The organism is Sporosarcina sp. FSL W8-0480 (assembly GCF_037963765.1).
Lineage (GTDB): Bacteria > Bacillota > Bacilli > Bacillales_A > Planococcaceae > Sporosarcina.
On the sequence record NZ_CP150166.1, the window covers coordinates 2,430,685 to 2,453,133 of the forward strand.

The following is a 22,449-nucleotide window of genomic DNA, read 5'->3' on the forward strand; positions in this document are numbered from 1 at the left end:
CAAAACCGCAGCCCCTCTAAAAGGAGTTGCGGTTTTCATTTTGACTCGATAATAATTGTAACCGGACCATCATTGACTAGCTCCACGTCCATCATGGCACCGAATATCCCTGTTTCGACATGCAAGCCTTGCTCACGCATTGCATCATTAAAATAGTTCCAGAGCGGCTCTGCATGTTCCGGTCTTGCCGCCTCGATGAAACTCGGGCGCCGTCCTTTTCTTACGTCTCCATACAATGTAAATTGGGAAACGGAAAGAATGGCTCCTCCCACTTCATCGATTGCATGATTCATCTTTCCTTCATCATCTTCCCATAATCGAAGGCCGGCTATTTTCTTTGCGATATAATCAGCATCCTGCTCTCTGTCGTCATGAGTGACGCCTACAAGAAGGACATAGCCCTTATCGATTGAGCCTGTCACTTCCCCATCAACTGTGACGGACGCTTCACCAGATCTTTGTAAAATGACTCTCAAGTAAAACACCTACCCATTAATGGATTACACGTTGTACCGAAAAGATGTCTCGTATTTGTTTAATACGATCGACAATTCGGTGTAAATGAGCAACATCCGTTATTTTTATCGTCATATTGATTTTTGCGATTTTTTCCTTATCAGCTTTCCCACTTACAGCGACCATTGGTGTTTTTGTATCAGCAACAACCATCATCACTTCGTTAAGAAGTCCTTGTCTATCAAAAGCGGAAATCTCAATATCCACTTGGAAGTCCTTTCTTGAAGCATTCGAGTCGACTGCCCATTCGACATCAATCAGCCTGTCGGTATCCTCTTCAGTATGGATATTCGGACAATCTGATCTGTGAACGGAAACTCCCCGACCTTTCGTAATAAATCCAACAATGTCGTCACCTGGAATCGGGTTGCAACATCTTGAAAGTCGGATCAGCAAGTTCTCAAGCCCCCTGACAATAACACCAGACTCTGTTGTCCGGACTTGTTGCGGGGTCTTCATATCCGAAACGATTTTATCAATCGTCTCCTGATGGTCACGTTCCTTCCGAATCTTCTCTGCCAACCTATTTACAACCTGCTGAGCAGTGATTCCATTGGATCCAATTGCGGCATACATGTCCTCTTCAGAAGTAAAGCTGAATTTGTCGATTGTGCGCTGAATATTTTCCGGTGTCAACACAGCTTTCAAATCAAATTCCTGCAACTTAACTTCTTTCTCAACCATTTCCGTGCCTTTTATAATATTCTCTTCTCTTAATTGCTTTTTGAAATATTGCCGAATTTTATTTCTTGCTTGAGAAGTATTTGCGATTTTCAACCAATCTCGACTTGGTCCAAATGATTGTTTAGAAGTAAGTATCTCAACAATATCGCCTGTGAATAATTCAGTATCCAGAGGAACCATCTTCCCATTCACTTTCGCACCAATCGTGCGGTTTCCGACTTCGGAATGGACACGATATGCAAAGTCAATCGGTACTGAGCCCTGCGGAATTTCAATTACATCACCGTTTGGCGTAAACACGTATACCATGTCGGAGAACAAATCGAATTTCAATGATTCCATGAATTCTTCCGCATTGGATGATTCGTTTTGGAACTCCAGTATTTCCCGGAACCACTTCAATTTGGAATCGATATTATTAGGCTTTTCGGAGACTGTTTTCCCCTCTTTATAAGCCCAGTGTGCAGCAACCCCGTATTCTGCAATTCTATGCATTTCCTCTGTTCGGATTTGCACTTCCAACGGATCTCCAGCCGGACCAACGACTGTTGTGTGAATCGATTGGTAAAGATTTTGCTTCGGCATAGCTATATAATCCTTAAACCGGCCTGGCATCGGCTTCCATAATGTATGAATGATGCCAAGAACTGCATAACAATCTTTTATGCTATTGACGATGATTCGTACTGCAAGAAGGTCATATATTTCATTGAATTCTTTTTGTTGAAGGACCATTTTCCTGTAGATGGAATACAAATGCTTTGGCCTGCCGCTGATTTCGGCTTCAAGTTCCATTTCGCCTATTTCATTGCGAATTAAGTCCATCACGTTCAATAAATAATTCTCACGTTCGTCACGCTTTTTCTTCATCATATTGACAATCCGATAATATTGTTGTGGATTCAAATAACGAAGTGCAGTGTCTTCCAACTCCCACTTTATCGTTGAAATTCCAAGGCGATGTGCGAGTGGAGCGAATATATCTAAAGTCTCTGCAGCCACCCTACGTTGCTTTTCCTCGGGTACATGTTTCAGTGTGCGCATATTATGAAGACGATCAGCTAACTTTATAAGAATAACCCTAATATCCCTCGCCATTGCTACGAACATCTTTCGGTGGTTCTCTGCCTGCTTTTCCTCATTTGACTTAAATTTCAGTCTTTCTAACTTTGTAACGCCGTCTACCAACATCGCAACTTCTTCTCCAAAGTCACGAATTAAATCTTCCCTGCTGACGTCTGTATCTTCTACAACATCATGTAGGAAACCCGCAGCAACAGTAGATGGGTCCATCTGTAATTCTGCTAAAATGCCAGCTACTTGGATGGGGTGCAGAATATATGGCTCGCCAGAACTTCTGAATTGCCCTTCATGAGCAGCCTTTGCCCCCTCATACGCTCTTTTGACGAACGCGACATGCTGCTCATTCATATAGGAAGCAATCAGTTTAAATATTTCATCTGTCGTCATGTCACGGTTTTTCGCCATTTAATTACTCCTTTCGACCATTTCCGCAAAAAAATTAACATATTTCTATTGTATGTATAAATGGCTACGAATGTAAAGCCTTGAGAACAAAAAAGACCCTTCGCCATTACGCGAAGGACCCTAATCGTTCATATTTCATCTAGCTCCGGACGCCAAAGGCTCAGCTTTTAAATCAATACGACATTAACGCACGAACTTCATACCCTTTTAACTTATCGCGTCCGTTCAAATAGGAGAGCTCAATTAGAAAAGCACATCCGGCTACAACGCCGCCCAATTTTTCAACAAGTTCCACAGTCGCACCGACTGTTCCTCCTGTCGCAAGTAAATCATCTACAATCAATACGCGCTGACCCGGTTTAATGGCATCCGCATGAATTGTCAATGTATCTTTACCATATTCCAGATCATATTCCACCGCAATCGTTTCACGTGGGAGTTTCCCAGGCTTACGGACTGGAGCGAAACCTACTTCAAGTGCATAAGCAACAGGGCATCCGATGATGAACCCTCTCGCTTCCGGACCAACGATGATATCCGTTCCCATTTCTTTTGCAAACTCGACAATTTTGTCTGTGGCATATTTATAAGCTTGCCCATTATCCATTATCGTTGTTATATCCTTAAAACTGATGCCCTCTTTCGGATAATCGGGCACGATTGTTACAAAACTTTTCAAATCCATAATTGTTCCTCCCTGTTGGCTGTTTCTTTACATAATGCATCAAACCAATTTTTCAATTCCATATACGGAGCGTAAACAAGCTTATTTTCAAGTTCAATCTGTCTCTCCCTTTTTTGGTAGGAAGGAGCCTCTGAAAGTTTCTTCTTTAACGCATCTTCTTTAACTGAAGCAAGTCCATTCTCTATCTTAACAAATCCAAGCTCCGAAAACACCATTGTCATAAAATAAATTCTATCAACCTTCCATCCTTTATGCTTTGATAATTCCTGAACCTGTTTGCGAAGGTCGAAGATACCACGTTTTTTAAGAAAACTATAATACCAACCGAATTGTTCTCGGGAAGGAATTCCTTCAAAGTACAAAGATTCATTGACATGAAAATGGGCATATATCCGTTTCGGATTCGTTTGGTCAATCAATTCTTTTAACTGATCCGTAGACTCTGGCATATCCAAAAGAACCACATGGTCCGTTTCCATAAATTCAACTTGTCCAAATTGATGGATATGCTTATTTTTAAGCAAGGCTTGAAAATGGGCAATCGACGCCTCCTGAAAAGCTATAAAAAGATTGTTCTTTTCAGGGATGATTGAAATCCACCTATTCGGCTCACGAATTCCACGCAAATCATACAGTTGACGTTCGTTGGACTGTAAATCTGTCAAGAGCAATTGAGGCTTTTTCCTGCCATTCCACTCATTCACTTGCAAGTCACCTGTTACGGATAATTTAACTCCAGGACTCATTTCATCGGCAATGGACCCATTTCCAAATCCGATAATATCAATGCTGTTCTCGCCATCCGTCAGTTCAAGTTTTAAATGATTCTTATTCGCACCGATTTTTCGAATCGACGTAGCTGATAGATCTTCAATAAGGAAAACCGGTTTTTCAAAAGTTATCCCAAAAGGTCGTAGGGACTCCAATCCCTCTAACACATCAACTTCGATTTCACCTATTTCAAGCGGCACATCAATCTTTAGACGTGGTGTCAGGATATCATCTGTCATCACCATTTTCCCTTGTTCATTCAAACGGTCTCTAAGCGAATTGACATCCTCAAGAGAAAGTGACATACCCGCCGCCATTTCATGCCCTCCAAAATGCGGTAGGATATCGGCATTCTTCGACAATTCCTTGAATAGGTCAAACCCTTGAATGCTTCGTCCGGATCCTTTTGCAACAGCCGATTCTTTATCAACTGATAATACTATTGACGGTCTATAATATTTCTCAGTCAATCTGGAGGCGACTATACCAACTACCCCCGGGTTCCATCCTTCCCCAGCAAGGACAATAACATACGGCAGCATGTCCCCGTACATTTCTATAAGCGCTTGTTCAGCCTCTTCCGCAATAGTTGTAACAAGCGCCTGTCTCTCCTTATTCAACGTATCCAATTGTTCCGCAATGGACACGGCCTCCATCATATCTTCCGTTTTCAAAAGATGGACCGCCGGATTCGCACTTCCTAAGCGACCAGGAGCATTTAACCTTGGGCCGATCATAAAGCCCAATGACTCTTCGTTTAAAGAAGATTGTTCCGTGCCACTTACTTTCGCCAGTGCTTGGATACCGGGTCTATTGGACTTTCGCATCCTTCTAATCCCTTCCTTAACGATGAACCTATTCTCATCTTTTAAAGGAACAAGATCTGCAACAGTACCGATTGCAGCTATCTCAAACAATTCGTCAGGCACTTCCCCAAGCAACGCACATGATAGCTTAAACGCAACACCGACCCCCGCCAACTCCCCGAACGGATAATTCCCTTCAGGATGCCTTGGATGGATGATAGCATATGCACTTGGAAGTTCTTCACCAACTTCATGGTGATCGGTTACGATAACATCCATTCCGACGGATTTTGCATACGCAATAGCTTCTAAACCTGATATTCCATTATCCACAGTGATGATGAGAGATGTTCCTGCCTCTTTCATCACTTTGAATAATTCGATATTAGGGCCATAACCGTGTTCAAAACGGTTAGGTATTTTAAAATCGACGGTTGCACCTAATCGCTCAAGGGCGGTCGTCAAAACGGTGACGCTCGTAACTCCATCAGCATCATAATCACCGTAAACAGTTATTTTTTCCTGTCTTTCAATAGCTTGCATGATTCGTGCAACCGCTTTGTCCATGTCGAAAAGCAGGTAAGGATCATGCAGGCAACTTTCGTCCATATGTAAAAATGATTTAGCGTTTTCGAGGCCCGTAATACCCCTCGACACTAAGATTTTTGCGTGTATTGACGGAATGCCTAACTCATTCATGAATAAATTTACGACATGTTCATCCGGACGGTTGATCGTCCAAGTTTTCATAGATTCTATCAACGCAGTTCACTTCCTTTAATGCTTATTATAGAGGATATAGTTGACCACTGAAAGGAATTATCTCGAATTAAAAATTCGCTAACTCTTTTACAAATAAAAAAACATCCACATAATCAAATATGGATGCACTGTTTACTACTTTTCGTCGGTATTATCGGGTTTACCTTCATTGTCGTGTTGCAAAGCAGCCATTTCGTTTTGCTGTGTCGCAATTATGATTTCCTTCGCTGTCATTTCCTTTTTCAATTCATTGATGTGACGATTTGCTTTAATTGACCTGAACATTGCTATGAACCCACTAATGGCAGCACCTAAAAATGCTGTGAACAGAATAACAAGGATGAGTGGAAGATGTGCAGTTCCAAAGAGGTAGTTAACTTGGACTGACTCGACATTTAGGATAGCAAAAACGGCAATAATTATTGCAAAAACAAGACTTAATATTAGCGACCATTGCATCTTCACGCTTCACCACATCCTTTCGTACATATAAAAACAGGATATACAATTAGTATACCCTGTTACATTATGGACATAAACATTGTCCACTCCCTATGTTATCAGACAACAGGTTCGTCAGATCCCCATTGCTTTTTCTCTTTATCAACTTTTAATGTTCCCGATTTTTGCAGTTCCTTCTTCTTCAAGTCAAACCAGATTTGAGCAGAGATGAAGATGGATGAATAGGTTCCTGCGAGTAAACCAATCAACAATGCAATTGAGAATGGACGGATTGCTTCCGCTCCAAGCACGATTAATGCCACTACAACAAAGATGACTGTCAGTACTGTATTCACCGAACGGCCTAATGTTTGACGTAATGATTTATTGACGATATCCGCCAATACCTTTTCGTCTTTGATTTTGCCGATTTTATGCAAATTCTCACGAATCCGGTCAAAAGTGACAATCGTATCATTGATTGAGTAACCGACAATCGTCAATACTGCAGCGATGAATGTGATATCCACTTCAAGCCTTGAAATACTGAATACGGCAACCATGAAGAATGCATCATGTATAAGACCGATAATTGAGGCCACACCCATACGCCATTCGAATCGGAATGCTACATAGACAACGATACCAAGTGCAGCGTAAAGCAATGCATAAAACGCATTCTTCACTAATTCCTTACCGACTGTATCAGAAACAGTTGAAATGTTAGGATCCGCACCATATTTAGCCATTAGATCCCTTTTGAATTTATTGACTGTTTCTTGTTTGAACTCTTCCTTGTAACGAACAACACCAATATTATCCGTATCACCGGAAATAACGATATCCGTCGCAGGGTGGCCCATTTCTTCAAGAGTATTTGAAATTTCTTCAGTCGTTAATGGAGTATCCGATAAGATTTCGACACGTGTACCACCTGCAAAGTCGATTCCAAGATTCAACTTGAAGATCCCTAATACAATTATACCTGCAATAATCAATACAATAGAAAGGACATAAAACAGCTTACGCGTCTTAACAAAATCTAATCGATCGAATTTCGTTGTAAGATCAAGCGTGTCCATACCTTCTTCAATTGGATGGACTCGTTTTTTCGAAATGCCGAAAAGTCCTGATTTCCCGTCAAGTAGACCACTATGAACAAGAAGTCCTAACAATAACCTTGAGCCCCAAACAGCTGTCAAGAAGCTGACTAGGATACTGATAATAAGCATTGTCGCAAAACCTTTAACTGAGCTTGTCCCAAATATGAAAAGAACAACAGCCGCAAGCAAAGTTGTTATATTGGCATCAAGGATTGCGGTAAATGCAGATTTCGCTCCTGATGTAAATGCCGACTTTACAGATTTCCCAACGCGAAGTTCCTCTCGAACCCTTTCGTATGTCAGGATGTTCGCATCGACCGCCATACCAACCCCTAACATGAGGGCTGCTATACCAGGAAGAGTAAGGACGCCATTAATGCCTGTAAATACTACAAGGATTAGATAAATATAGATGGATAATGTGACAACTGCCACAAGACCTGGAATTCGATAATAAAACAACATGAAGATGAAGATTAGAGAAATACCGACGATTCCTGCCAAAATCGTTTTATCCAATGCCTGTGCACCGAATTGGGCACCGACAGATGTGGAATAGATTTCTTCAAGATGGACCGGAAGAGCGCCGGCATTCAAGATGCCTGCCAATTTCTTTGTTTCTTCAACAGTGAAGCTACCGGAAATCTCAACATTGGATGAATTAATAGTATGTCTTACAGATGGTGCGGAAATGAATTTCTGCTTTGCAGGCTCTTTCATAACTTCTTCTTTGAAAGAGTCGACACCTTCTACAAAGTCCATCCAGATAACCATGACATTTCCGGGTTCCGGTATTTTGGAAATTTCCGATGTAACTTGTCCGAACTTATCCGGATCTTTCATTTCAAGCGTAACAACCGGGTTTCCATGTTCCCCGAAGTTCGCCTTCGCTTTACCTTCTTTTAAATCAGTTCCGTCCAAAAGAAGATTATCGTTGGCATCACGGAATGTTAAATTCGCTTGCGTAGATAATAATTCACGAGCTTCTTCCTGATCTTCTACACCCGCCAGTTGAACTCGAATCCGATTATTCGATTCAACTGTGATAACCGGTTCGCTTACGCCAAGGACGTCAACACGGTTACGTAAAGCGCCTGCTGTATCCGTGACGACGGATTCAGTAATTACCTGACCTTCCTTCAGAGGCTGAACTTCATAAAGGACTTCAAATCCCCCTTGTAAATCGAGGCCGAGTCGTACATCTTTTATAATTGGTTTAATAGAAGCGCCTACTAATGACCCGAACAAAACAAGCACGAGTAAAAACGCTACTATCCTACTTCTTTTTTTCATAAAATTGTTCCCCCTCTGTACGGAGCGGTATAAAGATTGCCTGGTACAGTTTTTTAAAAATACAATACTCCAATTATGAAACAGAGAAATGCATCTGTCAAATAGCTGTGAGTATAAATGTAAAACTTTATCCCTTACTATCTACGGCTTTCGGCGAAAGCAATAATTGCAGCTCATCACTATTTAAATCCGAAAACCAATTAGCATCCCGTTGTTCCTCAATTTGTGTAAATGTCATAAATTCAGCTGCTGATAATCGAAGGATGCTGTTCACAATCTCATGGATGGGCATCTGTTCGATATTTTTCTTGCGCCACTTTCTACGGACGCAGAATTTCCAAATTTCCTCGTTTGTTACGGTCGAATAGCCATATAGCTTGAATTCTTCCCTTTTGCTTTCGATTGCAGGCATTGCATGACTGTATAATTCCCCGAATTGAATACTCACACTACCCATCCTTTCCTGTTCAGTCGTAAATAGACAAACTTGTGCATAGATTTAGTGTAAACGAAATGACCGGAATATAGAAGGAGTTGTTTATGAATGTCCACTTTCATCCGTGGAACCGCCATATTAATGATTGCAGTTTTTATGACCAAGCTGTTAGGTTTTGTCTTTCGAATCCAGTTTATGCGGGTAGCTGGCGAAGAAGCGGTTGGAATCTATATGACCGCCTATCCTGCCTTTATCTTCTTTTTATCACTTGTTCAATTAGGTGTTCCAATCGCAGTCGCTAAGGTGATTGCTGAGCTGAAAGTAAAAGGTGAAACAGCAAAGTTGCCGGCTGTCATGCGAACAGCAACCGTCATAACGATTATAACTGGCACCATCTTCATCCCATCATCCATTTTATTCATTCCCTATCTATCAGAGACTTTATTAGGAAATGCAGCATCTTCAACTACTTTATATGTTGGAATCGCTATTATACCGATTGCATCGGTTTGCGGTCTTATACGTGGGTATTTTCAGGGGATTGTTAGGATTGAAGAAACAGCATGGTCCCAAATTATTGAGCAAATTTGCCGTATCGCTTTAATCACCTGGATGTTGCCAATGTTCTTAACTCCTGATAACAATGCTATGAATGCCGCTTATGCGATGGGCATCACCCTACTTGCAGAGGCTCTTTCAGCTTGTTATTTATGGTTTAAATACCAGCAGCATAAGAAACGTGAACGTGTTTCTACGCAAAAGAAAGAGAGATTCCCAATGGAACCACTCTTGTCCATCGCCCTGCCTTCTTCGGGAAGTAGATTATTCGGTACATTCACTTGGTTTTTAGAGCCAATCATCTTTTTACGCGCACTTTCAATGGCAGGAGTAGGGGCTGTTGCCGCCACGTCGCTTTACGGTATTATCTCAGGGGTTCTCATTCCGTTGCTGCTATTCCCTTCATTCATACCGTATGCATTGTCAGTAGTGCTTGTACCAGCTGTGAGTGGTGCTGCCGCCTCAAGTAATAAAAAGAAGCTACAGGAACGGATTCAACTCGCATTACGTCTTTCCGCTTTGACTGGCGCTTTTGCAGCGGTTGTATTTTATGTTCATGGACAGGATCTTGCGGAAAAGCTCTTCAAAATTAGCGAAGGCGGATCGTATATGACATTATTGGCGCCTGTTTTTTTCTTCTACTACATACAGGGCCCTTTGTATTCCATTTTGCAAGCGACTGGAGATGCAAAAGCAGGAATGATGAATTCCGTCTATGGCGGAATTGCAAAATTAGGCGTGATGTTCGTTTTGGCATCACAACCGGGACTTCAGGAAACGGGGGCAGTTCTTGCAATCGGCTTTGGTGTGCTCGTCACCTCTTTCCTTCATATCGCAACACTTCGAAAAAACAAAGCCGCAGCTTCCGGTTTTACAATGTTTGCATTGCCATATGTTTCATTCATCATGACAGCGGTCATGCGTCCTATTTTCCTTCCAATCGGACATTTCGGCTTGTTAGTTGAATGTTTAATTACGACTGCTTTCCTCCTTGTAATCCTTCTCTTATTCGGTCAAGTGAAGAAAAATGATGTAATGATGCTGAAACGACTTGCGAAACTTTATTGATATTCATCTTTCAATTGAAGATGGATCTTGCCTTCTTCAAACGAGCAGTAAAAAACCTGTTCTTCACCATTTACACCTAAAGCCTTTATCTCTTCAAGGAGCCATTTCTCTGATTTCCCGATAATTTCGAGATGACGGCTTTGGATCACACCATCGGAAATGAGGGCAAGAACCGGTGGCGTCTGGTCGTTTTTAAACACTGAAAGATTCCCGTTTGGTTCCAAGTAAGCATAAGAAACCTCACGAACTGAACCGATTTGCTGTTCCCTTAGTTGTTGGAATAGATCATCTAAATTATAGCGGTGTTTCCTCATTTCCTTCTCTTGAATAACACCCTGTCGAATGATTAAAGTCGGATCTCCATCTACGATGTCTCTGAACTTTTTACTTTTCAATGATAGATAGGACGTCAACCATTGTATACCCAAAAGAATTATGATTGGAATTATGGAATGACTCAGTTTCTTATTTGGTGAATCAAGCGAAAAAGCAACCACTTCCGCCATGATGATGAAAACAACGACATCGATTACACTTAGCTCGCCTACCTCGCGCTTGCCCATAAGCCTTAAAATCACTAAGATGAACACATATAAAAAAACTGTTCGAATGCAAATTATTAACAAATCACTCACTTATATTCCTCCCCTTTAGGAAAGGATGCCATATCCTGTTCGGGAATATACAAAATAAAAGAGGCAGCTTCCAGTACAAAATTGGAAACTGCCTCTTTATAAATAATCATTATGCGTTTGAATCCACAACACGACCAACAGCTTGTCTATCAAATTGTAATGTTGTACCGTCTGCAACTTTCAAGAATACAGAACCTTCATCCACCGCGTCGATTACGCCGTGAATCCCACCAATTGTAATAACTTTGTCACCACGTTTTAAACTCTCTTGCATTTGTTTTGTCTGTTTCTGTCTTTTCTGTGCAGGTCGGATCAACAAAAACCACATAATTGCAAACATCGCGATAATCGGTAAAAAAGTACCTAATGAGTCACCCATCTTATTCCCCCCTTTTCTCTCGGTTTATTATACAAGATTCAAAAGTTTTTTGCATTTGGTTTATTAAATCCATATTGCTCAAAAAACTCTTCCCGGAAGTCTCCGAGACGGTCATTGCGGATTGCATCCCTAATTTGCTCCATCAAACGCAATAAGAAATAGAGATTATGATAGGACGTTAACCGAATCCCGAAAGTTTCACCAGCACGGATTAAGTGCCTGATGTATGCTCTACTGTAATTTTTACAAGCATAGCAATCGCAGTTCGGATCGAGTGGCCCGAAATCTCGCTCATATTTCGCATTTTTTACAACGAGTCGTCCTTCGCTCGTCATAAGCGTCCCATTCCTTGCAATACGCGTAGGTAGAACACAGTCGAACATATCAATTCCGCGTATCGCACCATCGATCAATGAATCTGGAGACCCAACTCCCATCAAGTAACGCGGTTTGTTTTCCGGCAAGAGAGGAGTTGTGAATTCAAGCGCACGATTCATGACATCTTTCGGTTCACCGACGGACAATCCTCCGATAGCATAACCCGGGAAGTCCAATGAGACAAGGTCTTTTGCACTCTGTTTACGAAGTTCCTCGAATTCTCCACCTTGCACGATGCCAAATAGGCCTTGATCTTCAGGACGGGCATGTGCCTTTAGGCAACGTTCCGCCCATCGAGAAGTACGTTCGACACTCGCTTTCATATATTCGAACGTTGCTGGATATGGTGGGCATTCGTCAAAAGCCATCATAATGTCCGAGCCGAGTGCATTCTGGATTTCCATCGCTTTTTCCGGACTGAGGAAAAGTTTACTGCCATTCAAATGGTGACGGAAATGCACACCTTCTTCTTCTATTTTACGGAATTCACTCAAGGAAAATACTTGAAAACCACCTGAATCCGTTAAGATTGGTCGATCCCAATTCATGAATTTATGAAGACCGCCAGCCTCCTTTATAACATCATGTCCCGGTCTTAGCCATAGATGATACGTATTTCCCAAGATGATTCCTGCACCCATCTCCTTAAGCTCTTCCGGTGACATCGTCTTGACGGTCGCTTGCGTTCCGACCGGCATGAAGGCAGGTGTTTCGAATGATCCATGTGGTGTATGGACGATACCTAAACGGGCACCGGTCTGTTTACACGTCTTAATATGTTCGTATGTGATTGCTGCCATTAACTACTACCCTTTCTAATTAAGGAATACTATTCCCATTACTTTTTTGGAGGCTTGATAAACATAGCGTCACCAAAACTAAAAAATCGGTACTTCTCTTTTACTGCTTCTTTATATGCGGCTAAAACATGCTCACGAGTCGCCATAGCCGATATTAACATAATTAACGTCGATTTAGGTAAATGGAAATTCGTCAACATCCCGTCAAGGATACTAAATTCATATCCTGGATAGATGAAGATGGACGTCCAACCACTTGTCGGGATAATCTTCCCATCGTTTTGTGAAGCTATGGTTTCAAGTGTACGAGCCGAAGTTGTCCCAACGGCAATTACATTGCCACCTTTTGACTTTACGTCGTTAATCGCATTTGCTGCGCTTTCTGTCACATGATAATATTCCGAGTGCATTGTATGTTCTTCGATTGTATCGGCACTAACTGGACGGAACGTTCCTAAACCTACATGCAAAGTGATAAATTCCACCCCAACGCCTTTGTTCTTTATTTCCTGCAAGATTTCCTCAGTAAAATGAAGACCTGCAGTAGGAGCCGCCGCTGACCCTCTTTCCTTGGCAAAAACTGTTTGGTAGCGCGATTGGTCATCAAGCGATTCGGTAATATAAGGGGGCAAGGGCATCTGTCCAAGAGCATCTAATATTTCATAGAAGATCCCTTCATAACGGAATTTAAAGATCCGGCCACCTTGCTCTAAGATTTCAGTACACTCTGCTTGTAACTTACCATCGCCAAACGATATGACAGTTCCGACTTTGACCCGTTTCGCCGGTTTGACAAGTGTCTCCCATTCGTCTTCGCCGTTTTCTTTAAGGAGAAGGACTTCGATTGATGCACCGGTGTCTTCCTTGATGCCGATTAGACGGGCTGGAAGGACGCGTGTGTCGTTTAGGACGAGTACATCTCCTGATTGCAATTCGTCGACAATTTGGCGGAATTGACGGTGTTCAATTTTTCCTGTTAGTTTGTCGAGTACCATTAGGCGGCTTGCTGTACGGTCTGTTAATGGTGTTTGTGCTATTAGACTTTCGGGCAATTCAAAGTCGAAATCATTTACATCCATAATTTGTGAAGACTCCTTCTGTCAGGTTGATAAAATAATGTTGATTTACGTTACAGGCGGACGCTTTCCACTTCAATCAACGAATAGTATTATTACAAGTAATTAAATCCAAACCATAAGATTATTAGTTTAGTTAAATGATTCGGGGGCGGTTAGGCCGAAGTGATTATAGGCAAGCTGGGTTGCAATTCTGCCTCGGGGTGTTCGTTGGATGAAGCCGATTTGTAGCAAGTATGGTTCGTATACGTCTTCGATTGTAATCGACTCTTCTCCAATACTTGCAGCAATTGTATCAATTCCAACCGGACCGCCACGAAATCTCTCGATCATGCCTAAGAGTAATTTATGGTCTATATGATCTAAGCCATGGGAATCGACTTGCAACATTTCAAGGGCCTCTTTAGCGATTGCTGAAGTGATGCTTCCATTTCCCCTGACCTGTGCGTAGTCCCGAACCCTCCGTAGAAGTCTATTCGCAATCCTTGGTGTTCCTCTTGACCTACGTGCGATTTCTACAGCCGCACCTTCATCGATAGCGACGTCGAATAGGTTTGCACTTCTCGTGACAATTTCTTTTAACGGTTCTTCGCCGTAAAATTCAAGACGAAGTGGTACTCCGAAACGGTCTCTCAGAGGCGCGGATAAAGAGCCTGCTCTTGTTGTTGCACCTATCAAGGTGAATGGAGGTAGGTCAAGTCTTATCGATTTTGCGGATGGCCCTTTTCCGACAACAATGTCGAGACAGAAGTCTTCCATTGCCGGATAGAGCACTTCTTCGATTGAACGGTTCAAACGATGTATTTCGTCGATGAAAAGAACATCTCCCGGCTCCAACGATGAGACGATAGCTGCAAGATCCCCTGGCCGCTCTATAGCGGGGCCGCTTGTCATTTTCACATTGACACCCATCTCATTGGCAATGACCGTGGCCAATGTTGTCTTCCCAAGTCCAGGAGGACCGTAAAGAAGGACATGATCCAGGCTTTCACTTCTACCTTTTGCGGCTTGGATGAAAATACTAAGATTGTCCTTTACAGTCTCCTGTCCAATATATTGTTGTAACGTCTGCGGGCGTAACGATAGTTCGAAACTATCGTCAAAACCAGATTGCTCGCTTGAAATGACTCGTTCCATGCCTGCCTATTCCTCCTTCCAAACAGACTACATCTAATTCTGTTTCAATAATAAGCGCAACGCAAGTTTCATATATCCTTCTGTATCCAATTCTTCCTTTTGCATCTCTGTTCTCACTTTGGTCAATTCCCGCTGAGAATAGCCAAGTGCTTGTAGTGCAAGGATAGCTTCTTCAATTGCATCATTTTCAGCCATTGAAAGCAGAGTTGCTTCCTCATCTAACATTTCGATTTCGGTAAATAAATCTCCAAGTTTACCCTTCAAATCTAAAATCATCTGCCTCGCTGTCTTCTTACCGACACCAGGGAATTTTACTAAGAAGCTTTCATCTTCCCTTTCAATTGCACCAATTACTTGTGATGGGATGCCACTTGCCAAAATTGCAAGAGCGCCTTTCGGACCGATACCTGAAACCGTGATGAGTTTTTTGAATAATTCCCGCTGTTCCATTGTTTTGAACCCTAATAACCATTGCACATCTTCACGGACATGCAAGTAAGTGAATACTTGCTGAATTTCTTCAGTCCTGTGGAATGCATATGGATTAGGAGTCATAATCTGCCATCCAACGCCACCTTGCTCGATGCTGATGTATTCCGGTGTCACACGCGTGACAATCCCTTTAATATAATCGTACAAATAATTCTCCCCCTAAAGTATAGAAACTATTATAGCATACGAACGGATTTTCTATCTATAGATGTGATAGGGTCACTCTTAGTAACCGGTAACATAAAAAATAAGCCGCTGTTTAGCGGCTTATGGCTCATCTATTATGATTTTTCACTGATTTAGTTCATATTCCGTTCTACATCATACCATAGCTTCGGCCAGGAAGAGAGGGCGCTTTCTGTAAATGGTATGAGTTTCCTTGCAAGATTATATTGCTTGTTCTTCGGTAAATTTAAAAGGTGAAGCCATTCCCTTAACAACTCATTAGGATAAAGCAGCATTGATTTCGAAGCATTATCCAAATCATTTAAGACGGATTGTTCCGCCAAAAGAAAATCAATGTTATACCCGATATTCGGTAAAACGCGATGCATCCAAAGTGCAAGCTCTGTTCCGGGAGGACCCGTACAGGCAAGGTCAAAATCGATAAAGCGAATCAGTCCATTTTCATCTCGCAAAATATTATGGTGGACGACATCACCGTGAAGTAGAGTCTGGCCAAACGGTTGACGGTATTGCTTCTTTATAAAAGGAAGGGCTTTCTTTCCAAATAGAATAATTTCGTCAACCATATTTTTACCAAGATAAATTTCAATAGCCTTGCGATTTTCGATGAAACGTTCCAATCGTTCCTGCCATTTATCAATCAGTTGGTACCTATGCAGATATGGTGAAGCATCCCAGTCAATCATCTCTTTTGTCTCATGCAACGCTTGGAGAGCCAATAGGGAATCCGTTCGATCTATCCTTTTTCTAAAATTGACCGGCTTCGTTCCTTCAATCCAAGGTTGCATGATATATAAAGGATCTTCCGTTGAAATGATTGGTACGATATGCGGAAATCTGATTATCTGAAGCTGTCGATGCACATACTCCACTTTCACTGCTGTAGAGCGGTTTTTATATTTTTTTAAAGAGTAAGCGGCTTCGCCTTCTTGCAACTTCCATACATTTTCCTTTACTTTACGAATATTCTTTTCCAGCGCCATACGCCGGTCAGCATCCGCAGCCGTTATTATCCATTGGATAGAACTGTTGCATATTCATCGGATGCATTTGCGTAGGATACATCTGCATTGGCTGCATCATCGGTTGTGTCATTGGCATTGTTGGCATCGGCATCATATTCGTCGGGTAGAAACCACCTTGAAAATGTCCCGGGTATTGGTGGCATCCACAAGAACAATACATATGCCATGGGTAGTTAGCTCCAAACACATCCTGAGGACGCGGCAACATACCGCCTTGATTTGGTTGGAATCCAGGCGAAATCATTTGCGGAATATATGGCTGTTGTGCAAGTGGTTGATTCAACATCTCATTTTCCGTCGGCGATTCCATTGTTGGCGATTCGGTCAACTCCCATCCGCTAGTCGGATAATTTGGTGAAATACCCATTCCACCGCCTGGGAGGATCGGTGATTCCTCTAACTCTTCTCTTTCCTCGCTAATATCGATTAACGGAGGACTTACTCCCAATTGAGCAGGGAGAGTTGGTGTTCCAAGTTGCTGTGGTGGCATCTGCATCGCCGGAAGTGGTGTTGGTTGCGCGAAGCCTGGATGCATAATCGGCATGCAATCGGCATCGTAAATCGGCACCCACCCACATGGAAAAGGCATTATCGGTTGGAAACAAGGTTGCATAGCAATTGGCGGTGCGACAGGCTGTTGCATGACTGGCGGCATCGGTGGCGGCATTACAGGCTGAGTAGGTGGTTGCATCACTGGTGGTGCAGGTGGTGTTTCTGGTAACTCCGGTTGTACAACTGGCGGAGCAGGTGGCATTTCTGGCAGCTTCGGTGGCTGTTGCTTTACTGGTGGTACAGGCGGCTTTGATACCGGCGGTTGTTGAACAGGCGGCTTCATTTGCGGTGGTGTTGCCGGCGGCTTCGGCTTTTCTTTCTCCTGCGGCAAAGGAATCGGGTGCTTAGGCGCTTGAGGCTTTTCCTTTGGCGGCGTTGCTGGTTGGTGATGATGTTTCTCAGGCATTTTTTCCGGACCTTTCCCACCAGGCTTATGTTCCGCTTTCTTCGGCAGGAATATTTTCATCCCTGGCACAATATAGTCCGGATTCGCTAAATGGGCATTGACCCTTTTCAAATCTTCAAAAGGGATACCGTACTGTCGTGCAATCTTCCACAACGTATCCCCTTTTACAACAATATGGACATCCACTAACAAAATCCCCCTTCCATCAATCCATCGTATGAACGAACGCCCGTCTATGTGACGCAAATTCGTGATTGGCGCCCTCTCTCATACTATGTATATTGCGGGAATGATTCTATTATTCATCAAAATACAATGTGTATCTACTAAATACAAAAGACCCAGAGCCGAAAATAATTCGGTTCATGGGTCCAAGCTAAAATGTATAATACGATCCAAACGAGCGAACTGTGCAATTTAATGTGGCAAGTTCATCAAGTGCGCCTTTCATCATAGGATGCTCTTCGTCTTCCAATACATCTATGATGAAAAAATAATTTCCTAATCCGGTTTTCATTGGCCTGGATTCAATTTTACTTAAATTGAGTTTGCGCCAAGCAAAAACGGATAGTATTTGGTGAAGTACCCCCGAACGATCGTCTTCCGGCAATTTCACCATTAATGTTGTTTTTGACGCCTCTGACTTATATTGACATTCCAATAGGCCTTTTCTCAAGGACAAAACAACAAATCGCGTATGATTAAAATGGAAATCATGAATTTTTTCTTCTGCTATATGTAGGCCGTATTTTTCAGCAGATAATCGGTTACCGATAGCTGCAATGTTTAACTCTGGATTTTCGGAAACGTATTTTGCAGCTGCAGCAGTCGATGTAGTCTGCATCAATGGTGTACGGCGGTAATGATATTGCAAATATTTATGGCATTGAGCAAGTGCTACTGGATGAGAATGAATCGATTCCAATTGTCCAGTGTCATCTTTCCATACTTCATTCACCATGAGATGCTGTTCTATCGGAGTCGATATTTCGGCGTTGATGAACAACTCGCTACCATGGAATAAATAATCGATCGTCATCGATACTGAACCTTCGAGTGCGTTTTCAAGAGGAACAATTGCATAAGCGACTTTTCCTTCCGCCACCGCTTCCATACAATCAGGTATCGTTGGGAATGGAATTAGGCCATCATCACCAAAAAGATGTGTAGCTGCCACATGAGTGAAAGACGCTTCGGGCCCCAAATAAGCAACCGTAGGTGAGTATTTTTTTCCAACCATTTTTCGGACCTCCTTGAGCAACTGAATCTTATAAAGCCCCAGAGCTGATCAGATGGACTGATTCAATGAAATTCGGGGCTTTCAACCTTTGCATGAACTCTTCCAATCTAATCTCCATTTCGGTTACATCCAATGACAGTGTAATATTTGCACGACCTTGGACCGGTATCGTCTGGTGGATTGTCAGCACATTACACTTCGCCTCGGAAATGATTCGTAATAGCAATGCTAATGACCCCTTCAGATCTTCAAGCTGAATAAATATTGTTAGAACACGCTCACGAGCAATTGACTCAAACGGGAAGACAGTATCTTTATATTTATAATAAGCGCTTCTTGAGAGTCCAACCCGTTTGGTCGCCTCTTGGATCGTTTTTTCCTCTCCGCTTGCCAACAATCTTTTCGCTTCAAGCATTTTCAACATCGATTCCGTGAGCACATCTTCTCTTACAAGATAAAATTGACCTTCCCCCAATGGTTTCATGGAATGCCTCCTTAAACAAAAGCGGAGGGTGGCGGTTGCCACCCGGAGCTAGACATGTACACAATACCTGTCAAAGAACATTATTCAATGAACTCAAATTCAAACTCAAGAATCCTAACTGTATCCCCGTCTTTCGCACCGCGTTCACGAAGCGCATCGTCAACTCCCATTCCGCGCATTTGACGGGCAAATTTACGGACGGATTGATCAAAGTTGAAATCAGTCATCTTAAATAGTCGTTCAATTGTATAGCCTGAAAGGACGAATGCACCGTCATCATCACGAGTGATTTTAAAGTCAGCTTCTTCTTTTTCATGTTTGTAAAGAACTGAGCGGTTTTCTTCATCTTCATCCTCGATTTCATACATCGGAAACTCCGGAGTTGTTTCAAGCATATCCGCAACAGCAAATAGCAGCTGATCAAGCCCTTCACGAGCAATTGCAGAAATCGGGAAGATCAGCGCATCTTCATCGGCTAACTTCTCTTTGAATTCCTTTAGATTTTCCTCTGCATCAGGCATATCCATTTTATTCGCAACGATAATTTGCGGGCGCTCCATCAAACGCAAATTATACTTTTCCAATTCTTCATTGATTGTCTTAAAATCTTCATACGGGTCGCGGCCTTCCATTCCAGACATGTCGACAACATGGATAATGACCCTTGTCCGCTCGATATGTCGTAAAAATTGGTGACCAAGCCCCACTCCTTCATGCGCACCTTCAATAAGACCCGGTAAATCCGCAAGTACGAACGTTCTTCCGCCTTCCAGTTCAACCATGCCAAGATTCGGTACAAGTGTCGTGAAATGATAATCGGCAATTTTAGGTTTAGCTGCAGACACGACGGATAATAATGTCGACTTCCCTACACTTGGAAAACCTACCAATCCCACGTCCGCAAGCACTTTCAACTCAAGGGTTACTTCCCTTTCGACACCTGGCTCCCCTTTTTCAGAGAGTTCTGGAGCAGGGTTTTGTGGTGTTGCGAAGCGTGAGTTCCCACGTCCCCCACGTCCGCCTTTCGCGATGACTGCTGTCTGGCCATGTTCAACAAGGTCGGCAATGATAATTCCAGACTCAACGTCCTTTACAATTGTGCCCGGCGGTACTTTTACGACCATGTCTTCTCCGCCTTTGCCGTGCATGTTCTTACTTCCGCCATGCTCTCCACGAGGGGCTTTGAAATGACGTTGGTAACGGAAATCCATAAGCGTCCGTAGTCCTTCATCCACTCTGAAGATGACGTCGCCACCTTTACCTCCGTCGCCACCGGCTGGCCCTCCATAAGCAATATATTTTTCCCGACGGAACGCAACCATGCCATCTCCGCCGTTACCACCTTTAACAAATACCTTTACGTGATCGACAAACATTTTTACTTCCTCCTATTGTCCACTGATTGTGAACATGCATTGCTCATCTTGTAATTCCTCAGTCACTTCAATACCATTGGCGGCCTCGGGAATTTGCGGAATGCCTTTAAGTGGACCATCTATTGTCAGCTGGATGGACCAATTTATTTCACTGGCACTCACGTTTATATGAATGTTGTATTCATTCCAAGGGTCTACAACTGTTTCAACGCTGTTGATCAACCTTTCCAAATAATCGGAAACTGCCGCATCTTCAATTGAGCGTTCAGCAGCTGTGATATTGCTTTGTAGTGTTTTTGAAAAGGCGGTATGTCTCCATTCGAAAGTGGTTAGCCATTCTTCCGTTTCGGGTAAACGCAGTTTTTCGAGCATGGATAGTTGTCTCATGCGTTCTGTTGTATCCAGTAGTGTTTTTCTGGCCTCTGTTGTGTTGCCAAGGTCTAGGTTTAGTAACACAAGTTGTAAATCGTTTAAAAAATCATGGCGTGCAAACTTTAGTGCTTTTCCCAATGTCAGCTTTTCGGATCCCATATAATCACCGCCAAAAGTTTCATACTATACAGTATAGCATTTTGGATATGAGTTTCGTCAAAAAATAAAAAGGACTGCACGGTAAAATGCAGTCCTTTCAATGTTAGTCATAACATTAAGCTTCTTGAGCTACAGGGTATACGCTAACTTTTTTCTTGTCGCGGCCAAAACGTTCAAAACGAACTACGCCGTCAACTTTTGCATAAAGTGTATCGTCACCGCCGCGGCCAACGTTTTCACCTGGGTGAATTTTTGTTCCGCGTTGACGATAAAGGATGGAGCCGCCTGAAACGAATTGTCCGTCAGCACGCTTTGCGCCAAGACGTTTCGCTTCGGAGTCACGACCGTTCTTTGTAGAACCTACCCCTTTTTTCGATGCGAAAAACTGGAGATCCAAACGTAACATTAGTGCCACCTCCTATCGGTTGAAAATAAGTTTTATATGTTGCCCGTAATCTTGTTCAATCGTCTGTAATGAAACAACCATTGCCTTCACGATCAATTGGATTTCATCGTCTTTCTCCGTTTCCGGAAAAACCACTTTAAGATAACCTCCATCTGAGGCTTGCTCGATGTCAGGTGTTATTCCAGTGAGTGCGATGATGGCATTGACGGCTCCGAATGAAACCGCTGATGCGCCAGCACAGACGAGGTCTTTTCCATGTTCTGCGAAATTGGCATGGCCCTTCATCTCAAAAGAGCTGATACGACCCGATTGTTGTTCATTAATAATGATTTTGATCATGCCCGCTTACGCGTTGATGCCTTCGATAACAACTTTTGTGTATGGCTGACGATGACCTTGCTTTTTGTGGTAGTTCTTTTTCGGCTTGTATTTGAATACAGTGATTTTCTTAGCGCGGCCTTGTTTAACGATTTTAGCCGTTACAGAAGCACCTTCCACGAATGGAGCGCCAACTTTCACGTCTTCTCCACCAACGAATAGAACTTTGTCGAATGTTACAGTTTCATCAGCTTCACCGACCAATTTCTCGATGAAAACCTCTTGACCTTTTTCGACTTTGATTTGTTTTCCACCAGTTTCAATGATTGCGTACATACTTGCACCTCCTCTATAGACTCAGACTCGCCTTCTTGGGTGACCCGAAACGGATGCTTGTACCCAGTCAGAGCGGTTGTA

23 protein-coding genes and 1 other annotated feature (1 of these 24 only partly in view) are annotated in these 22,449 nt (G+C 42.7%); of the genes, 1 reads left to right on the forward strand and 22 read right to left on the reverse strand.

The genetic code is table 11. From position 1 onward, the window contains the following. Nucleotides 1-35: 35 nt before the first annotated feature. The 7 genes from dtd to NSQ43_RS12660 form a co-directional block, all read right to left on the reverse strand. On the reverse strand, nucleotides 36-476 hold the full coding sequence (gene dtd, locus NSQ43_RS12630) for a D-aminoacyl-tRNA deacylase (protein ID WP_339250715.1): 441 nt from the start codon (nucleotides 474-476) through the stop codon (nucleotides 36-38). A gap of 16 nt (nucleotides 477-492) precedes the next feature. Further along, nucleotides 493-2,688 carry a bifunctional (p)ppGpp synthetase/guanosine-3',5'-bis(diphosphate) 3'-pyrophosphohydrolase gene (locus NSQ43_RS12635; RefSeq protein WP_339250716.1) on the reverse strand — a complete coding sequence of 732 codons (2,196 nt, stop codon included), beginning with the start codon at nucleotides 2,686-2,688 and terminating at the stop codon, nucleotides 493-495. Nucleotides 2,689-2,860: 172 nt separating this feature from the next. After that, nucleotides 2,861-3,373, reverse strand: a complete 513-nt coding sequence (locus NSQ43_RS12640; RefSeq protein WP_339250718.1) for an adenine phosphoribosyltransferase — start codon at nucleotides 3,371-3,373, stop codon at nucleotides 2,861-2,863. Continuing rightward, the gene (gene recJ / locus NSQ43_RS12645) at nucleotides 3,364-5,712 is read right to left on the reverse strand and encodes a single-stranded-DNA-specific exonuclease RecJ (RefSeq protein ID WP_339250720.1); all 2,349 of its coding nucleotides are present in this window, start codon (nucleotides 5,710-5,712) and stop codon (nucleotides 3,364-3,366) included. Before recJ ends, NSQ43_RS12640 begins: the two co-directional genes overlap by 10 nt. A 135-nt stretch (nucleotides 5,713-5,847) precedes the next feature. Further along, nucleotides 5,848-6,171, reverse strand: coding sequence for a lipopolysaccharide assembly protein LapA domain-containing protein (locus tag NSQ43_RS12650; protein WP_339254902.1), 324 nt, complete (start codon nucleotides 6,169-6,171; stop codon nucleotides 5,848-5,850). A gap of 101 nt (nucleotides 6,172-6,272) precedes the next feature. Further along, a complete protein-coding gene (secDF, locus tag NSQ43_RS12655) occupies nucleotides 6,273-8,549 on the reverse strand; it encodes a protein translocase subunit SecDF (protein WP_339250722.1) in 2,277 nt (758 codons plus the stop codon). Nucleotides 8,550-8,676: 127 nt separating this feature from the next. Then, nucleotides 8,677-8,997, reverse strand: a complete 321-nt coding sequence (locus NSQ43_RS12660; RefSeq protein WP_339250724.1) for a post-transcriptional regulator — start codon at nucleotides 8,995-8,997, stop codon at nucleotides 8,677-8,679. A gap of 96 nt (nucleotides 8,998-9,093) precedes the next feature. Between NSQ43_RS12660 and NSQ43_RS12665 the strand changes: the two genes are divergently transcribed. Further along, nucleotides 9,094-10,611 carry an oligosaccharide flippase family protein gene (locus tag NSQ43_RS12665; RefSeq protein WP_339250726.1) on the forward strand — a complete coding sequence of 506 codons (1,518 nt, stop codon included), beginning with the start codon at nucleotides 9,094-9,096 and terminating at the stop codon, nucleotides 10,609-10,611. Here the strand turns inward: NSQ43_RS12665 and NSQ43_RS12670 are convergent. The 15 genes from NSQ43_RS12670 to rplU form a co-directional block, all read right to left on the reverse strand. After that, complete coding sequence (locus tag NSQ43_RS12670; RefSeq protein ID WP_339250728.1) at nucleotides 10,605-11,246, reverse strand: DUF421 domain-containing protein; 642 nt, start codon at nucleotides 11,244-11,246, stop codon at nucleotides 10,605-10,607. The two genes, NSQ43_RS12665 and NSQ43_RS12670, sit on opposite strands and share 7 nt — an antisense overlap. A 109-nt stretch (nucleotides 11,247-11,355) precedes the next feature. Next, nucleotides 11,356-11,625 carry a preprotein translocase subunit YajC gene (yajC, locus tag NSQ43_RS12675; RefSeq protein ID WP_339250730.1) on the reverse strand — a complete coding sequence of 90 codons (270 nt, stop codon included), beginning with the start codon at nucleotides 11,623-11,625 and terminating at the stop codon, nucleotides 11,356-11,358. A 38-nt stretch (nucleotides 11,626-11,663) separates the two neighbouring features. After that, the gene (gene tgt / locus NSQ43_RS12680) at nucleotides 11,664-12,803 is read right to left on the reverse strand and encodes a tRNA guanosine(34) transglycosylase Tgt (RefSeq protein WP_339250732.1); all 1,140 of its coding nucleotides are present in this window, start codon (nucleotides 12,801-12,803) and stop codon (nucleotides 11,664-11,666) included. A gap of 38 nt (nucleotides 12,804-12,841) precedes the next feature. Then, on the reverse strand, nucleotides 12,842-13,882 hold the full coding sequence (queA, locus tag NSQ43_RS12685) for a tRNA preQ1(34) S-adenosylmethionine ribosyltransferase-isomerase QueA (RefSeq protein ID WP_339250734.1): 1,041 nt from the start codon (nucleotides 13,880-13,882) through the stop codon (nucleotides 12,842-12,844). 129 nt (nucleotides 13,883-14,011) lie between these two features. Next, nucleotides 14,012-15,016: a Holliday junction branch migration DNA helicase RuvB gene (gene ruvB, locus NSQ43_RS12690; RefSeq protein WP_339250736.1), complete on the reverse strand. Its 1,005-nt coding sequence runs from the start codon at nucleotides 15,014-15,016 to the stop codon at nucleotides 14,012-14,014. Between the two features lie 33 nt (nucleotides 15,017-15,049). After that, nucleotides 15,050-15,655, reverse strand: a complete 606-nt coding sequence (gene ruvA / locus NSQ43_RS12695) for a Holliday junction branch migration protein RuvA (protein WP_339250738.1) — start codon at nucleotides 15,653-15,655, stop codon at nucleotides 15,050-15,052. A 152-nt stretch (nucleotides 15,656-15,807) separates the two neighbouring features. Then, nucleotides 15,808-16,677, reverse strand: coding sequence for a phosphotransferase (locus tag NSQ43_RS12700; RefSeq protein WP_339250739.1), 870 nt, complete (start codon nucleotides 16,675-16,677; stop codon nucleotides 15,808-15,810). 7 nt (nucleotides 16,678-16,684) lie between these two features. Continuing rightward, nucleotides 16,685-17,863, reverse strand: a complete 1,179-nt coding sequence (locus NSQ43_RS12705) for a LysM peptidoglycan-binding domain-containing protein (protein WP_339250741.1) — start codon at nucleotides 17,861-17,863, stop codon at nucleotides 16,685-16,687. Nucleotides 17,864-18,053: 190 nt separating this feature from the next. After that, complete coding sequence (gene pheA, locus NSQ43_RS12710; RefSeq protein WP_339250743.1) at nucleotides 18,054-18,917, reverse strand: prephenate dehydratase; 864 nt, start codon at nucleotides 18,915-18,917, stop codon at nucleotides 18,054-18,056. 28 nt (nucleotides 18,918-18,945) lie between these two features. Further along, nucleotides 18,946-19,401 (reverse strand): ACT domain-containing protein, encoded by a 456-nt coding sequence (locus tag NSQ43_RS12715; RefSeq protein ID WP_339250745.1) that lies wholly within the window; start codon nucleotides 19,399-19,401, stop codon nucleotides 18,946-18,948. An 80-nt stretch (nucleotides 19,402-19,481) separates the two neighbouring features. After that, nucleotides 19,482-20,777: a GTPase ObgE gene (gene obgE, locus NSQ43_RS12720; RefSeq protein WP_339250747.1), complete on the reverse strand. Its 1,296-nt coding sequence runs from the start codon at nucleotides 20,775-20,777 to the stop codon at nucleotides 19,482-19,484. Nucleotides 20,778-20,789: 12 nt separating this feature from the next. Next, complete coding sequence (locus NSQ43_RS12725; protein WP_339250749.1) at nucleotides 20,790-21,308, reverse strand: Spo0B domain-containing protein; 519 nt, start codon at nucleotides 21,306-21,308, stop codon at nucleotides 20,790-20,792. A 115-nt stretch (nucleotides 21,309-21,423) separates the two neighbouring features. Then, nucleotides 21,424-21,714 (reverse strand): 50S ribosomal protein L27, encoded by a 291-nt coding sequence (rpmA, locus tag NSQ43_RS12730; protein ID WP_339250751.1) that lies wholly within the window; start codon nucleotides 21,712-21,714, stop codon nucleotides 21,424-21,426. Between the two features lie 12 nt (nucleotides 21,715-21,726). Next, nucleotides 21,727-22,053, reverse strand: coding sequence for a ribosomal-processing cysteine protease Prp (locus NSQ43_RS12735; protein ID WP_339250753.1), 327 nt, complete (start codon nucleotides 22,051-22,053; stop codon nucleotides 21,727-21,729). A gap of 6 nt (nucleotides 22,054-22,059) precedes the next feature. Beyond that, entirely contained in the window at nucleotides 22,060-22,368 is a 309-nt protein-coding gene (gene rplU / locus NSQ43_RS12740; protein ID WP_283732296.1) for a 50S ribosomal protein L21, read from the reverse strand. A gap of 13 nt (nucleotides 22,369-22,381) precedes the next feature. Continuing rightward, nucleotides 22,382-22,449: a sequence feature (ribosomal protein L21 leader region), on the reverse strand (it continues 7 nt past the right edge of the window).

Coding starts and splice junctions, on each gene's coding strand:
- NSQ43_RS12635 (WP_339250716.1), bottom strand. CDS start 2,688: ATGGCGAAAAACCGTGACATGACGACAGATGAAATATTTAAACTGATT.
- NSQ43_RS12640 (WP_339250718.1), bottom strand. CDS start 3,373: ATGGATTTGAAAAGTTTTGTAACAATCGTGCCCGATTATCCGAAAGAG.
- NSQ43_RS12650 (WP_339254902.1), bottom strand. CDS start 6,171: ATGCAATGGTCGCTAATATTAAGTCTTGTTTTTGCAATAATTATTGCC.
- secDF (WP_339250722.1), bottom strand. CDS start 8,549: ATGAAAAAAAGAAGTAGGATAGTAGCGTTTTTACTCGTGCTTGTTTTG.
- NSQ43_RS12665 (WP_339250726.1), top strand. CDS start 9,094: ATGTCCACTTTCATCCGTGGAACCGCCATATTAATGATTGCAGTTTTT.
- yajC (WP_339250730.1), bottom strand. CDS start 11,625: ATGGGTGACTCATTAGGTACTTTTTTACCGATTATCGCGATGTTTGCA.
- tgt (WP_339250732.1), bottom strand. CDS start 12,803: ATGGCAGCAATCACATACGAACATATTAAGACGTGTAAACAGACCGGT.
- queA (WP_339250734.1), bottom strand. CDS start 13,882: ATGGATGTAAATGATTTCGACTTTGAATTGCCCGAAAGTCTAATAGCA.
- ruvB (WP_339250736.1), bottom strand. CDS start 15,016: ATGGAACGAGTCATTTCAAGCGAGCAATCTGGTTTTGACGATAGTTTC.
- NSQ43_RS12700 (WP_339250739.1), bottom strand. CDS start 16,677: ATGGCGCTGGAAAAGAATATTCGTAAAGTAAAGGAAAATGTATGGAAG.
- pheA (WP_339250743.1), bottom strand. CDS start 18,917: ATGGTTGGAAAAAAATACTCACCTACGGTTGCTTATTTGGGGCCCGAA.
- NSQ43_RS12715 (WP_339250745.1), bottom strand. CDS start 19,401: ATGAAACCATTGGGGGAAGGTCAATTTTATCTTGTAAGAGAAGATGTG.
- obgE (WP_339250747.1), bottom strand. CDS start 20,777: ATGTTTGTCGATCACGTAAAGGTATTTGTTAAAGGTGGTAACGGCGGA.
- NSQ43_RS12725 (WP_339250749.1), bottom strand. CDS start 21,308: ATGGGATCCGAAAAGCTGACATTGGGAAAAGCACTAAAGTTTGCACGC.
- rpmA (WP_339250751.1), bottom strand. CDS start 21,714: ATGTTACGTTTGGATCTCCAGTTTTTCGCATCGAAAAAAGGGGTAGGT.
- NSQ43_RS12735 (WP_339250753.1), bottom strand. CDS start 22,053: ATGATCAAAATCATTATTAATGAACAACAATCGGGTCGTATCAGCTCT.
- rplU (WP_283732296.1), bottom strand. CDS start 22,368: ATGTACGCAATCATTGAAACTGGTGGAAAACAAATCAAAGTCGAAAAA.